Source organism: Pigmentiphaga litoralis, from assembly GCF_014651835.1.
GTDB lineage: Bacteria > Pseudomonadota > Gammaproteobacteria > Burkholderiales > Burkholderiaceae_B > Pigmentiphaga > Pigmentiphaga litoralis.
In genome coordinates, this window is the sequence record NZ_BMXQ01000002.1 from 328376 (window position 1) to 341982 (window position 13607).

10 protein-coding genes, 3 tRNA genes and 1 pseudogene are annotated in these 13607 nt (G+C 65.2%); 11 read left to right on the forward strand and 3 right to left on the reverse strand.

Annotated features, from left to right (window positions below; all coding sequences use genetic code 11):
• Positions 1 to 77: 77 nt before the first annotated feature.
• On the reverse strand, positions 78 to 2861 hold the full coding sequence (locus IE116_RS19975) for a bifunctional acetate--CoA ligase family protein/GNAT family N-acetyltransferase (RefSeq protein WP_189615013.1): 2784 nt from the start codon (positions 2859 to 2861) through the stop codon (positions 78 to 80).
• 129 nt (positions 2862 to 2990) lie between these two features.
• On the opposite strand from IE116_RS19975, the gene gltX reads away from it, so the two are divergent.
• The 7 genes from gltX to IE116_RS20010 all read left to right on the forward strand — a co-directional run bounded on the left by gltX (position 2991) and on the right by IE116_RS20010 (position 6707).
• Positions 2991 to 4421, forward strand: a complete 1431-nt coding sequence (gene gltX, locus IE116_RS19980) for a glutamate--tRNA ligase (protein ID WP_189615014.1) — start codon at positions 2991 to 2993, stop codon at positions 4419 to 4421.
• Positions 4422 to 4453: 32 nt separating this feature from the next.
• Positions 4454 to 4529: transfer RNA gene (locus IE116_RS19985), tRNA-Ala, on the forward strand.
• Between the two features lie 117 nt (positions 4530 to 4646).
• A tRNA-Glu gene (locus IE116_RS19990) sits at positions 4647 to 4722 on the forward strand.
• An 88-nt stretch (positions 4723 to 4810) separates the two neighbouring features.
• Positions 4811 to 4887 (forward strand) — tRNA-Asp (locus IE116_RS19995).
• A gap of 388 nt (positions 4888 to 5275) precedes the next feature.
• The gene (locus IE116_RS20000) at positions 5276 to 5872 is read left to right on the forward strand and encodes a chemotaxis protein CheB (protein WP_189615015.1); all 597 of its coding nucleotides are present in this window, start codon (positions 5276 to 5278) and stop codon (positions 5870 to 5872) included.
• A gap of 141 nt (positions 5873 to 6013) precedes the next feature.
• The gene (locus IE116_RS20005) at positions 6014 to 6199 is read left to right on the forward strand and encodes a hypothetical protein (protein ID WP_189615016.1); all 186 of its coding nucleotides are present in this window, start codon (positions 6014 to 6016) and stop codon (positions 6197 to 6199) included.
• A 40-nt stretch (positions 6200 to 6239) separates the two neighbouring features.
• Complete coding sequence (locus IE116_RS20010) at positions 6240 to 6707, forward strand: FAD/FMN-containing dehydrogenase (protein WP_229828577.1); 468 nt, start codon at positions 6240 to 6242, stop codon at positions 6705 to 6707.
• Positions 6708 to 6792: 85 nt separating this feature from the next.
• On the opposite strand, the gene IE116_RS20015 is transcribed toward IE116_RS20010, so the two are convergent.
• Positions 6793 to 7746: a polyprenyl synthetase family protein gene (locus tag IE116_RS20015; RefSeq protein WP_189615017.1), complete on the reverse strand. Its 954-nt coding sequence runs from the start codon at positions 7744 to 7746 to the stop codon at positions 6793 to 6795.
• Between the two features lie 284 nt (positions 7747 to 8030).
• Here IE116_RS20015 and IE116_RS20020 point away from each other — a divergent pair, with 284 nt between their 5' ends.
• Genes IE116_RS20020 through crtB form a run of 4 tightly spaced genes read left to right on the forward strand, consistent with a single transcriptional unit; the run spans position 8031 to position 13139 of the window.
• Positions 8031 to 9389 (forward strand): glycosyltransferase, encoded by a 1359-nt coding sequence (locus tag IE116_RS20020; RefSeq protein ID WP_189615018.1) that lies wholly within the window; start codon positions 8031 to 8033, stop codon positions 9387 to 9389.
• Positions 9390 to 9430: 41 nt separating this feature from the next.
• Positions 9431 to 10618 (forward strand): lycopene beta-cyclase CrtY, encoded by a 1188-nt coding sequence (gene crtY, locus IE116_RS20025; RefSeq protein WP_189615019.1) that lies wholly within the window; start codon positions 9431 to 9433, stop codon positions 10616 to 10618.
• On the forward strand, positions 10615 to 12105 hold the full coding sequence (locus tag IE116_RS20030; protein ID WP_189615020.1) for a phytoene desaturase: 1491 nt from the start codon (positions 10615 to 10617) through the stop codon (positions 12103 to 12105). Before crtY ends, IE116_RS20030 begins: the two co-directional genes overlap by 4 nt.
• Positions 12102 to 13139 (forward strand): 15-cis-phytoene synthase CrtB, encoded by a 1038-nt coding sequence (gene crtB, locus IE116_RS20035; protein ID WP_229828579.1) that lies wholly within the window; start codon positions 12102 to 12104, stop codon positions 13137 to 13139. The genes IE116_RS20030 and crtB overlap by 4 nt, the downstream gene beginning before the upstream one ends.
• Positions 13140 to 13227: 88 nt before the next feature.
• Here the strand turns inward: crtB and IE116_RS25990 are convergent.
• Positions 13228 to 13575, reverse strand: a pseudogene (locus IE116_RS25990) (sterol desaturase family protein); the annotation flags it as partial.
• Positions 13576 to 13607: the final 32 nt, after the last annotated feature.

Consider the following 13607-nt stretch of genomic DNA (forward strand, 5'->3'; position numbering starts at 1 on the left):
ATCAGGTCAGAGCCGCCCGCCGCGTGTTGACGTGGTCCACCACCTTGTTGATGGCGACAAGCAACGTGTTGCTGCCGTCAACGACCTGATTGAGGCTCGCCACCCTCCGTCTGCAGCGCCAGCCACACCTGCCGCATCGATGGATCGTTCTTGTCCACGTCCACCCGGAATCCCAGGCGGCGCATCAAGGTCAGCATCGGCCCGTTATTGCCCAGCACGAACCCTTCAATGCGCGACAAACCCTGGTTGCGCGCGGCCTCGATCAGCGTCGTCATCAGCTGGATGCCGAGTCCCTTGCGCTGCCAGTCGTCGCCGATCACCAGCGCATACTCCGCGCTTTCCCCATCGGGATTGAGCAGATAGCGCGCGACCCCAATCACCACCTCATGCAACAGGGCAGGGCGCTCGGGGTCCGGCTCCCACACGGTAGCCACCACCGCCAGTTCGCGGTGGTAATCGACCTGCGTATAGCGGGCCAACATGCGCGGCGACAATTCCCGCATGGTTGAAATGAAGCGCATGTAGCGCGTGTGTTCCGACAGGCCGCGCGTGAAGGTCTGCAGCGGCACGGCATCTTCCGGACGGATCGGCCGGATCGTGTACGGCGCGCCATTCGCAAACTGCGCATGCCGCACCAGCCGCGTGGGGTAGGGGTGGATCGCCATGTGCGCATAGGCCGTCGCGCCGGCATCCATGGTGCCGAGCTCCGTCGCGCCCGAGGTGGTCGCGCCCTCGGGCAACGCAACGCCCGGCATCAAGGTAATGCGTGCGTCGGCCGCCACGACGCGGGCCCCATCCACGATGATCGGATTGATATCGATCGTGGCAATGTCCGGCAAGGCGCACACGATCTCCGATACCCGCACCAGGGTGTCTTCCAGCATATCCAGCGCCTCGGGCGACGCCTGGCCGGCCAGGGTATGCCGCCAGACGGCGGTGCGCTCCATCAGGCGCTGCGCCAGAAAGCCGTTCAGCGGCGGCAGTTCCACACCGTTGCCGTTGACGGCTTCGGTGCGTGTGCCGCCCGTGCCGAACCGGATCACCGGCCCGAACAGCGGATCACGCGCCACCCCGATCGCCACTTTGACGGCGCCCGGCGGACTCGACATGGCTTCGACCGTGATCCCCGCCACGCGCGCAGTCGGCGCGGCTTCATGCGCGTTGGCCAGCATGCGGTGATACGCCGTCACCAGCTCGGTCGTATTGCGTATGTCCAGGTGCACCCCGCGCACCGCCGACTTGCGCTCCACGTCGGGCGAATCGATCTTGATGGCCACCGGAAAGCCGGTCTGCTGCGCGGCAATCACTGCTTCGGCTGCCGAACGTGCCAGCACGACCGACACGACGGGAATGTGAAAGGCCGCCAGCAAGGCCTTGGCTTCGGGTGTCGTCAGCGTGAGGCGTCCATCGGCCCGCGCCGTCTCGATCATGATGCGTGCACCCGTCAGGTCGGGCGACTGGCCGGGCGGCTCGGGCGGTGGCGTCTGCAGCAGCAGCTGCTGGTTGTAGTGATAGGTCGCCAGGTTGCCGAAGGCGTCCACCGCCGATTCGGGCGTGCGAAACGCGGGGGACCCGGCATCGTCCAGCACGCGCCGCAGCGGCCGCATGGCCGCGTCCCCCATGAAGCAGGTAATGACGGGCTTGGCCGCCTTGGGGGCCACCTCGGTCAAGGCCTGCGCAACCGCTTCCATATTGGCATCCGGATCGGGCGACAGCACCACCAGCACGCCGTCCACGCCCGGGTCGGCCACCAGACTGCGAATGGCCTTGCTGCATGCTTCCGGCGTCAGCGGCGAAAATTCGACGACCGGGTTGTCCACCCACGACGTCGCACTCAACGCGCTCGCCAGCTCCACACGCGTAATCTCCGACAACTCAGCCGGCGACACTGCCGCGCCACCCGGCCCGATCAGGTCCAGCGCCAACTGCGCCGGCCCGCTGCCGTTGGCAAACAGCGCGATCCGCCGGCCACTCGGCCGCTTGGCAAAGCCCAGGGCCTTGACCGCCGAAAACAGCTGCACGAAGTAACGCACCCGCACCGCGCCAGCACGACGCAGCGCCGCGTCGAACACCACGTCGGATGGAATCGTCGACACCGCGCCGTCCGGCGTGCCGGTGTCGGCAGGCGCGCCCGGCCGCACACTGGTACGCGCCTGCCCCGCACGACCCGCTTTCAACACCACCACCGGCTTCACACTGGAGGCCGCCCGCACCGCGCTCATGAACTCGCGCGCGTTCTGCACATCTTCCAGATACAGCGCAATGCTGTCGGTGCGCGGATCGGCCACCAGAAAATCCAGCACCGTCGGCACGTCCAGCATGGCCTCGGCACCCAAGGACACCACGGTCGAAAAGCCCGTGCGGTTGTCGTCCGCCCAGTCCATCACCACCGCCATGATCGACCGCGACTGCGTGACCAGCGCCACGCGTCCCAGCCGCGCCAGCCGTGGATGCACACTGGCGTTCAAGCCCGCATGCGGCCGCTGCAGGCCGAAACTGTGCGGACCCAGCAACATGCAATCGTGCGCCTGCGCCCAGCGGCGGCAGAACGCCGTGTCGTCATCGGAAGGTTCGTGCGTGATCACGATGGCCGCGCGCGGGGGCAGGGCGGACAGCGTCTCGAGCACGCCACGCAAGGCCGCGCGCGGCACCTTGATCACCGCCAGATCCGGCCGCGCCTTGGGGTCGGCGCTGCCGCACAGTGGCGAGGGCAGGGTGATCCGCTGATGCGCGTCGAGCCGGATTTCGGTGGTGGTCGCGCGCAGCGCAGGCGGCAGCGTGATCATCAGCGGCAGGGGGCGATCGCTGATCGCGACCAGCGAATGCGGGTCGAACAGGGGGGATAAGCTGTGGCGTGACATAGCCCTTTCTCGAGTCCGGCAGGGGCCGGCTAGCGGCCATTTCAAGGGATATGCCGTCTCACTGCAAGAGGCTTTTCGTACAATCGGGGATTGGACTGTGCCGCAGTCCCCTCTTTTTCGAGATTGCCCATGAGCACCGACACCCCGACATCGCCTGCCCGCCTGGCCAACGTGCGCACCCGGTTCGCCCCATCGCCCACCGGCTTTCTGCACCTGGGCGGCGCCCGCACGGCCCTGTTCTCGTGGGCATTCGCGCGCCACCACGGCGGCACGTTCATCTTGCGCGTCGAAGACACCGACGTCGAACGGTCCACGCCCGAAGCCGTCCAGGCCATCATCGACGGCATGCAGTGGCTCGAACTGTCGCACGACGAAGGTCCGTTCTACCAAATGCAGCGCATGGACCGCTATCGCGAAGTCGTGGCCCAGATGCTCGCCGCCGGCACCGCCTACTACTGCTACAGCTCGCCGCAGGAAATCGAAGCCATGCGCGAACTGGCGCGCGCCGAAGGCCGCAAGCCGCGCTACGACGGCACCTGGCGCCCCGAAACCGGCAAGACCTTGCCCTCCATCCCCGCCGACCGCAAACCCGTGGTGCGCTTCAAGAACCCGGTCGATGGCGACGTGACCTGGAACGACATGGTCAAAGGTCCGATCAGCTTTTCGAACGGCGAACTGGACGACCTGATCATCGCCCGGCCCGACGGCACGCCGACCTACAACTTCTGCGTGGTGGTCGACGACTGGGATATGAAGATCAGCCACGTCATCCGCGGCGACGACCATGTCAACAACACGCCCCGTCAGATCAATATTTTGACCGCCCTGGGCGCCGCCCTTCCCGAATACGGCCACGTGCCCATGATCCTGGGCCCCGACGGCGAAAAACTGTCCAAGCGCCACGGCGCCGTCAGCGTCATGCAGTACGACGACCAGGGCTACCTGCCCGAGGCCATGGTCAATTACCTGGCCCGCCTGGGCTGGAGCCACGGCGACGACGAAATCTTTTCGCGCGACCAACTGGTGGACTGGTTCGACACCCGCAGCCTGTCCAAGTCCGCAGCCCAGTGGGACCCGAAAAAGCTGAACTGGGTCAACGCCCACTACATCAAGGCCAGCAGCAACGACGACCTGGCCGCCCGCGTTGCGCCCCGCATCGCCCAACGCGGCGGCAAGACCGACGGCGTGAACCTGGCCGCCATCATGGGACTGCTCAAGGAACGTGCCGAAACGCTCGAACAACTGGCCGACGAAGCCATGCTGTTCTGCGGCGAGTTCGATGCGTCCGCGACACCGCCAGAATTAATTTCGCAGCACCTGACCGACGTCACGCGCCCGATATTGCAGGACTTTGCGGCCCAGGCAGCCCAGATCGAATGGACCCGCGAGAACATTCAGGGCCTCATGAAGCCACTTCTGGCCAAACATGGGGTTAAAATGCCGTTGTTGGGCATTCCTTTGCGCGTAGCAGTGACCGGCCGGGCCCAAACCCCTGCCATCGACGCGGTCCTGGAATTGCTTGGCAAAGAAGTTGTGCTGGAACGCTTGCACCGGATCTAAAAAGTGTGCATAATGTCGTTCTTCGCTGCACGGGGGGTATAGCTCAGCTGGGAGAGCGCTTGCATGGCATGCAAGAGGTCAGCGGTTCGATCCCGCTTACCTCCACCACCAACCTTCGATCAGACAAGTCGATGAGTTGTGCGAAGAAAGCAGTATGTAGTAAGATAGCGGGCTGCACCAAGCAGTGCGTTGGTAAGCAAGCAGTGTCAGTAAGCAGTACAAGTTGTCCCCATCGTCTAGAGGCCTAGGACATCACCCTTTCACGGTGAGTACGGGGGTTCGAATCCCCCTGGGGACGCCACCAAACCTGTTGGTTGGGCAGGACAGCTTGTAGTGCAAGTAGTTGGTAGTGTTGAAGTAAGCAGTATTGAAGTTTGCAGGGCCGCTGCGGAGCGGTAGTTCAGTTGGTTAGAATACCGGCCTGTCACGCCGGGGGTCGCGGGTTCGAGTCCCGTCCGCTCCGCCAAAAAATTCAAGGGGTTACGTCATCGCGACGTAGCCCCTTTTGCTTTTGTATTCCAAACTTTGGAATATGAATCACTGGGTGACCGTACAGGTTTCCCAATGCGCGCCCGTCGACGGTCATGGACCGGACGAATCCTGCGAACGCACCGAGCATGCCAAGGATGACGAAGAGCAACGCGGTAACGTTCTTCAGTATCGCACCGCGTTTCTCAAGCAAATGCCTGTCCAACTTACCGCGCTCGCCAAGCTGCCTTCGAGCGCCTGCGCCAACTCGGCGCCAGCCGCCACGCCCCAGGGCAGATCTGCGGCCGGCGGCACCAGCGCAAACGACGGCAGTGGTCATGACGCCGGATGGCGTCCATACTGGCGGCCGAACTTGGGAGCATGTGATGAAAACAGAGGAACCTTGGGTTCTGGCCGTTGGCGCGTCTGGCTCGGAAGGGGTTGCAGACATTCGCGCGCTGCTGCGCGCGCTGCCGCCATCGCTTGCGATCATTGTGCTGGTGGTTCTGCATCGTCCTTGGGGGGTCGTCAGCACGTTGCGCCGGATTCTCGCAAAAGACGCGTCGATGCCTGTCATCGAGGCGGAGACGGGAGAAAAGTTCATGCCGGGCACTGTGTACATCGGCCTGCCCGAGCAGCATCTGACGCTGGTGGAGCGGAGCTATGGCATTCTGATCGGGGACCCGGACCGCGATTACGGAAATCGAACGGTCGACTTGTTGTTCGGGTCGGTGGCGCGTTTTGGCGGCAAGCGCATGATAGGCGTGGTGCTTTCCGGGGCCCTGGACGATGGCTCCCGCGGATTGGCTGCGATCAACCATGCGGGCGGGCATGTCATGGTGATCGACCGGACGTTGGACGGTAGCCAACGCGAAGCGCCTGGCATGCCAGAGAACGCGGCGAAGTACGATGGACCGATCGACTGCACAGGAAGCGCCCTGGAGATCGCCGAGGCAATCGTCAAGATCGTCCAGGCTGACTAGCGCAGCGTGGGGTACGACGGCGATGCGCGCCAGCGGCCGCGACGGCGCCTGGTCAAGAGGCGGTACCTGCTTCGTTATTGCGGCCTGAAGCGCGCGCTCCGCATCCTTGATTGCGCAAGGCTTGCCCAGCACCGGATCAACATGAACGTTGTCGTCGGCAAACGGCGCGACGACGTCGCTCATGAGCGTGACCAAATGCAGCGCCTGTTAATGCTGCCGGGTGGGCAGATCACGCCCCTGTGGCAACGCCAGCAGACGGGAGTCGAACGGAAGCAGGTCTCTTCGTTGCATCCGGCTGCAAATGCGCCGCTTGCCTTGCTTGCTTGATCGGCTACATTGCCCGCACTTCTTCTTATCGGAACGCCACATGATCAAAACCTTTGCTGCCGTGGTCCTGACGCTGGCTTCGCTGGGCGCGCACGCCATGGATGCCGGCGCGCGCGTCGAGCCGTGGACCCTCGATGATCAGTTCGACAAGCCCTATGCGTTCAGCAATGACGTGAAGGTGCTGCTGGTGGCGCGCAGCATGGATGCCGCCAAGGTGGTGAATGCGGCGATGGAAGACCAGCCGGCCGGCTATCTGGAAGCGCGCAAGGTGGTGTACGTGGCCGACATCGCGCGGGTGCCGTCAGTGGGTCGCATGTTCATGGTGCCCGCCATGAAGAAGGCGAGCTACCGGATCGTGCTGGATCGTGAGGGCACGGTGGCGTCGAAGTATGTGGAACAGAACGACGCGGTGACGTGGTTGCAACTGCGCGATGGCGTGCTGGTCAATCAGAAAACGTATACCGACCCCGGTGCGCTGCGCGCGGCGCTGGAGCGCGCCGTCGACTGAACCCTTGAGGCACTGAGGCGTCAGTGCCCCCAAAAGGCGGAAGTGAGCTGAAGCGGGAGCGAGCAGATCCCGAGCACGTCGGCGATCAGCCCGCCGCGCCCGTCAGCGCCGCATTGCGCTGCACGGCCGGCAGCATGGCGGCGTCGAACAGCGCACGCACGAACGCGCGGGTGTCTTGCCGGTCGCCCAGGGCGCGGCTCAGATGCGCGTCGGCATGATGCAGATGCATGCCAAGCCGGCGACGCGCGGCTTCGACGCCAAGCAGCGCGATCAAGGTCGACTTGCCTTCGTCTTTGCAGATGTCTTTGCCGGTGGCGGCGGTATCGTTGTCGCGGGTGTCGCGCAGGTCGTCCAGCAACTGGAAAGCCTGGCCCAGTTCCGACGCAAAGCTGCCCAGCGTGACGCGAATGGATTCGTCGGCTTGCGCAATGATGGCCGCCATGTCGATGGTGGCGCTAAACAGCACACTGGTCTTGAGATCGTTGGTGGACGCAATTTCGTCGGCCGACCGTGGCCGGGTGCCTTCCCGCAAATCCTGGTATTGCCCTTTGACGAGTCCCTGCGTGCCGACCGCGTTGGCCAGGGCGCCGACCAGTTGCGTGCGCAGCAGCGGCGGGACGGCCGACAGGCTCGATACCAGGTGGAAGGCGCGCGTCAGCAGGGCGACTGCCGTGAGAATCGCGACATCCTCACCAAAGTGCAGATGAATGGTCGGACGGCCGCGGCGCAGGCGCGCGTTGTCCATGCAGGGCATGTCATCCAGGACCAACGAGGCAGCGTGCACCATCTCGACCGCGCAGGCCAGATCGAGCAGGGCGGGATCGTCATACCCCAGGTCGCGCGCAGTCAGCACCAGCAGCAAGGGGCGGACACGTTTGCCTGGCGCAAGGGTGCTTTCGCGCATGGCCAGCGCAATCAGGTCGCGTTCGCCGCCGGCTTCGGGCAGCAGGTCGGCAAGCCGCAGTTCCACGTCCTGGCGAAGCGCGCGCACGTCGCATGACGGCGGGGCGTCCTGCGTAGCGGTGACGGGTAAAACCATAGGCCAGGTCCTTTGAAAAGCCTTGTGACACTTCGAACTGCGACAATTCGCCCCAGTGCGGGACCGATGCTGCATGCTTTCGAGCGATTCAGCCCGTCAGGGTACCTGCTTTTCGGCCGCAGTCTTGTAAACGATGGAACGCTGCCGGTTGCAGTCCGCAGGCCGGCCGGACGTGCACCCTGACGGATGTTGTACAACGTCAAAGCCGGCGTCGCCAGCACCGCAAGCACGCCGCAGGCGCTGCGTGCGTCACGGGTTTCTTCTTTCAGTATGGAACGTTGGGCATGATTCATTTTGGCGTCATCGCGCCGGCGTTTTCAAGCCATTTTCAGGTGCTGCAGGCGCTCGCTTCTGCCCTGGTCGATCGGGGGCATCGCGTCACCTTCATCCACCAGGTAGACACCCGGCCGTTCGTGACGGATTCCCGCATCGGGTTCGAGGCGGTTGGCGCCGCCACGCACCCGCCGGGGTCGCTTATCCATGCGACGCGCGCAGCGGCCAATCCGGGCAGTCCGTGGGGCCTGCGCCGCGTGATCGTCGATCTTGCGCGATGCACCGACATGCTGTGCCGCGAGGTGCCGGCGGCGATCTCTCGCCTGGGCATCGATGCCTTGCTGTGCGACCAGATGGAAGCGGCGGGCGGACTGATAGGCGACGGGGTGGGGCTGCCTTACGTCTCGATTGCGTGTGCCTTGCCTGTCAACCGCGAGCCGGGTGTGCCGCTGCCGGTCATGCCCTTTGTGTGGGAAGACACCGAGAAGTCGGCGCAGATGGCCGCCCAGAGCGAGCGGGTCTACGACTGGATGATGACGCCGCATCGCCGGGTGATCGAAGCCCGCGCGGCCGGCTTCGGTCTGTCGCGGCGCGGCGCGTTGCACGAGTGCCTGTCGCCCTTGGCGCAAGTGAGCCAGATCATTCCCGAATTCGACTTTCCCCGCAGGGCCTTGCCTGCGCATTTCCACTATGTGGGTCCGCTGCGGCCGGTGGATACGTCGGGTCCGCCACTGACCTGGCCGATCGCCGATGACCGGCCGTTTGTGTTTGCGTCGCTGGGCACGGTGCAGGGGCATCGCCTGGACCTGTTCAAGCGGATCGCGCAGGCGTGTCGGCGGGTCGACGCGCAGTTGCTGGTGGGTCATTGCGGCGGGCTGAACGCGCAGCAGGCCAGCGAATTGCAGGCCGCGGGCGCCACGTGGGTGACGGACTACGCGCCGCAGGGCGCCGCGCTGATGCGGGCCGACGCGGTGGTGTCCCATGGTGGCCTCAATACGGTGCTGGATGCCATGGCGACCCGCACGCCCATGCTGGCGATGCCGATTGCGTTCGACCAGCCCGGCGCGGCGGCGCGGATGGTGCGGATCGGGGCGGGGCGGCGCGCCTCCCCCCGCTTTGCGACCGTGGGCCGGCTGGCGACCTTGCTGCGCGAATTGCTGGATGACACCGAGATGGCCGGGCGCCTGGAGGGCTTGTCGGCGGCCGTGCTGCGGGCCGGCGGGACGCGGCGTGCGGTCGAGATCGTTCTGGATGCAGTGCAGGGACGGATGCCGGCGGGGCGCACGACAACGGGCAGCCCGCGCCAGGCTGATGTCATCTCCCCGATCGGATCGGCCGAGGCGCGCGCGCCTGCCGTGCAGCAAGCGTGAGCGCGGGCGGGCTGCCAGGCGCAGCAGGGCACGGTGCCAGGATGGGCTCCGCATTGGATTCCGGGCCGTTCGACATGATCCTGGTGGGCGGTGGCCTGGCCAACGGGCTGCTGGCCTGGCGCCTGGCGTCAGAACGCCCGGACATCCATTTCCTGGTGCTCGAAGGCGGCGACCGCCTGGGCGGCAATCACACCTGGTCGTTTCATGACAGTGACATCGACCCGGCACAACGCGCCTGGCTGGAGCCTGTCATTTCCTGCAGCTGGCAGAGTTATCAGGTCGTCTTTCCCGAGAGGAAACGCACGCTGCACAGCGGCTACGCCAGCATTGCGTCGGATGATTTCGCGCGCGTGGTTGCGCCGGTGCTGGGCGACCGGCTGCGGCTGGATGTGGCAGTGAGTGAGGTAACGCCGACGTCGGTCCGATTGGCGACCGGGCAGACGCTGACGGCGGCCGCCGTGGTCGACGGCCGCGGCCCACGCGCGAGCGAACATCTTGCGCTGGGCTACCAGACCTTCCTGGGCCAGGAGGTCCGGCTGGCGCAGCCCCACGGAATGACGGCTCCGATCATCATGGATGCCAGCGTGCCGCAGGGCGGGGGCTATCGCTTCGTGTACGTGCTGCCGTTCGGGCCGGATCGCCTCTTGATCGAGGACACCCATTATGTCGATCACCAGCGCTTGACCGAAAACATTCTGCGGGCCAATGTCACTGAATACGCACGGTCCAAGGGCTGGACGATTGCCGAACTTTTCCGCGAAGAACGCGGGTCGTTGCCGATCATCCTGGCGGGCGATACGGAAGCGTTCTGGAGAGATATCGGTGAGCAACCGACAACCGGTCTGCGCGCGGCACTTTTTCATCCGACGACCGGCTATTCTCTACCTCATGCGTTGCGACTGGCATGGCGGCTGGCGGCGCTGCCCGACCTGCGGGCACCGGCCTTGTTCGCGGCGATCCGCGACGAGGCCCGCCACGAATGGCGCGCGCAAGGGTACTTCCGTCTTCTCAACCGCATGCTGTTTCTGGCGGGCCGGTCGGATGACCGGTGGCGCGTCATGCAACGTTTCTACGGCTTGTCCGAAGGCCTGATCCGCCGCTTCTATGCGGGGCGACTTGCGCCGCACGACAAGCTGCGCATTCTGGTCGGCAAGCCACCGGTTCCGGTAGCGCAGGCCATGAAGGCCGCGCTGGCGGTCCATCCCCATCGAATCAGGAATTACGAATGAGCGACGCGCAACGTGCCGTGGTGATTGGCGCCGGCTTTGGCGGACTGGCCCTGGCCATTCGCCTGCAGGCAAGCGGCGTGCAGACCACGCTGCTGGAAAAGCGGGACAAGCCGGGCGGCCGCGCCTATGTGTACGAGGACCAGGGGTTTGTGTTCGATGCCGGCCCGACCGTGATCACCGACCCGTCGGCGATCGAGGAACTGTTCACGCTGGCCGGCAGGAAGATGTCGGATTATGTCGAGATGCTGCCGGTCTCGCCGTTCTATCGCCTGTGCTGGGAAGACGGATCGAGCTTTGATTACGTCAATGACCAGGAATCCCTGGACCGCCAGATCCACGCGCGCAATCCGGCTGACGTCGCCGGTTATCAGCGCTTTCTGGCGTATTCCAAAGCGGTATTCGACGAAGGCTATCTGAAGCTGGGCGCCGTGCCGTTCCTGTCGTTCCGCGACATGGTGGCCGTGGGCCCGCAACTGGCCAAGCTGCAGGCCTGGCGCACCGTGTACAGCATGGTCTCCAAGTTCATCCAGGACGAACATCTGCGCCAGGCGTTCTCGTTCCATTCCTTGCTGGTGGGCGGCAATCCGTTCGCGACGTCGTCGATCTATACGCTGATCCACGCGCTGGAGCGCAAGTGGGGCGTGTGGTTTCCGAAGGGCGGCACGGGGGCCTTGGTACGCGGCCTGGTGCGGCTGTTCGAGGACCTGGGCGGACGCATCGAGGTCAATGCGCCGGTGGCGAAGATCGAGGTCGCGAACAACCGGGTGACGGGCGTGCGGCTGGAAGGCGGCGAGCTGTTCCCGGCCGATGCGGTGGCGTCGAATGCCGACGTCATGTTCACCTACGACAAGCTCCTGGGTCACCACCCGCGGGGCGTGTCTCGCGCCAATTCGCTGCGCAAGAAGCGCTTCAGCAATTCCCTGTTCGTGCTGTATTTCGGTGTGAATCATCACCATGCGCAGCTCCAGCATCACACGGTGTGTTTCGGACCGCGCTACCAGCAACTGATCCACGACATCTTCCACCTGGATACGCTGGCGGACGATTTTTCGCTGTATCTGCATGCACCGTGCATTACCGACCCGTCGCTCGCGCCACCGGGTTGCGGCAGTCACTATGTGCTGGCCCCGGTGCCCCACCTGGGCAACGCGCCCATCGACTGGGAAACGGAAGGCCCGAAGTATCGCGACAAGATCCTGGCCTATCTGGAAGAGCGCTACATGCCCGGCCTGCGCAGCCAGCTGGTGACGACGCGCTTTTTCACCCCGCTGGATTTTCGCGATGAACTGAATGCGCATGTGGGGTCGGCGTTCTCGCTGGAACCCATCCTGACGCAGAGCGCGTGGTTCCGTCCGCACAACCGCGATGCCGACCTGCCCAACCTGTATTTGGTGGGCGCAGGCACGCACCCGGGCGCGGGGGTGCCGGGCGTGATCGGATCGGCCAAGGCCACTGCCGGGCTGATGCTGGCCGAGGCCGCACGATGAGCGAGGCGCTGCTGGCGCACGCGACGCAGACCATCGCGGTCGGGTCCAAGAGCTTTGCGGCCGCCGCCAAGCTGTTCGCCCCCGACACCCGCCGCAGCGCCTTGATGTTGTACGCGTGGTGCCGGCACTGCGACGACGTGGTCGACGGGCAGGAGTTGGGCTTTGGCGCGGTTCCGGGCAAGCCTGAGGATGCGGCCAGGGACCGGGCCGAAGGCGAAGCCCGGCTGGCCACCTTGTATGCCGAAACGCGCCGCGCCTACGCGGGCGAGACCATGACGGATCCGGCATTTGCCGCCTTCCAGGAAGTGGCGCTGAAGCATCGCATTCCAGAGCAGTACGCCTTCGAGCACCTGGACGGCTTTGCGATGGACGTGCACGAACGCAAGTATGAAACGCTGGAAGACACGCTGAACTATTGCTATCACGTAGCGGGTGTCGTGGGCCTGATGATGGCGGTGATCATGGGCGTGAAGGACGAGGCGACGCTGGACCGTGCGTGCGACCTGGGACTGGCCTTCCAGTTGACCAATATCGCGCGCGACATCGTGGACGATGCGGCCGTGGGCAGGTGTTATGTCCCGTCGGACTGGTTGCGGGACGCGGGCATTCCACTGGATCGGGTGGGCGACCCGGCCTATCGCGCGCAGCTCGCGCCCTTGGGCGCCCGGCTGGTGGACGAGGCCGAGCCGTACTACGCGTCGGCGCTGGAAGGGGTGAAGGTCTTGCCCGGGCGGTCGGCGTGGTCGATAGCGACGGCGCGCGGGGTGTATCGCGATATCGGCGTCAAGGTAAAGGTCCTGGGCCCGCGCGCGTGGGACAAGCGGGTGTCGACCTCCAAGGCCGACAAGCTGCGCCTGCTGGGCGGCGCAGCCGTTACTGCGCTTCGCCTGCGGGGGCAGACGCCCGCCGCGCGGCCCGCGCATCTGTGGGCGCGGCCGCGGCCGGACCTGGATCCGTCAGCGGCGCGTCTGCCGGAAACGTCGCGGCCTGACGCAGACCGGCCTCGCCATGGATCTGCTGCAACTGCTGCTTGAGCGCCGCAACCGACGGCGCATACAGGAAACCGAAGGACACGCAGCCTTCCTTGCCGTGGACGGCATGGTGGATGCGGTGTGCCTGGTACAGCCGCTTGAGATATCCCTGGCGCGGTGTGTAGCGCCACGGCAGGCGGCGATGCACCAGCCCGTCGTGCGCCAGGAAATACAGCAGGCCATAGGCCGTCATGCCGGCGCCTATCCATTCCAGCGGGTGATGGCCGGCCGACCCGAGCGCGATCAGCACGATCGACACGCCCGCGAACACGACGGCGTACAGGTCGTTCTTTTCGAACCAGCCCGTGCGCGGCGCGTGATGCGACGCATGCCAGCCCCATCCCCAGCCGTGCATGATGTACTTGTGCGCGACGATGGCGAAAAGCTCCATCCCGACTACGGTCGAGACAAAAACGAGGCTGTTGATCAGTACGTTCATCAGGTCACTTTAAGGTGATGCGTGGTTTGATG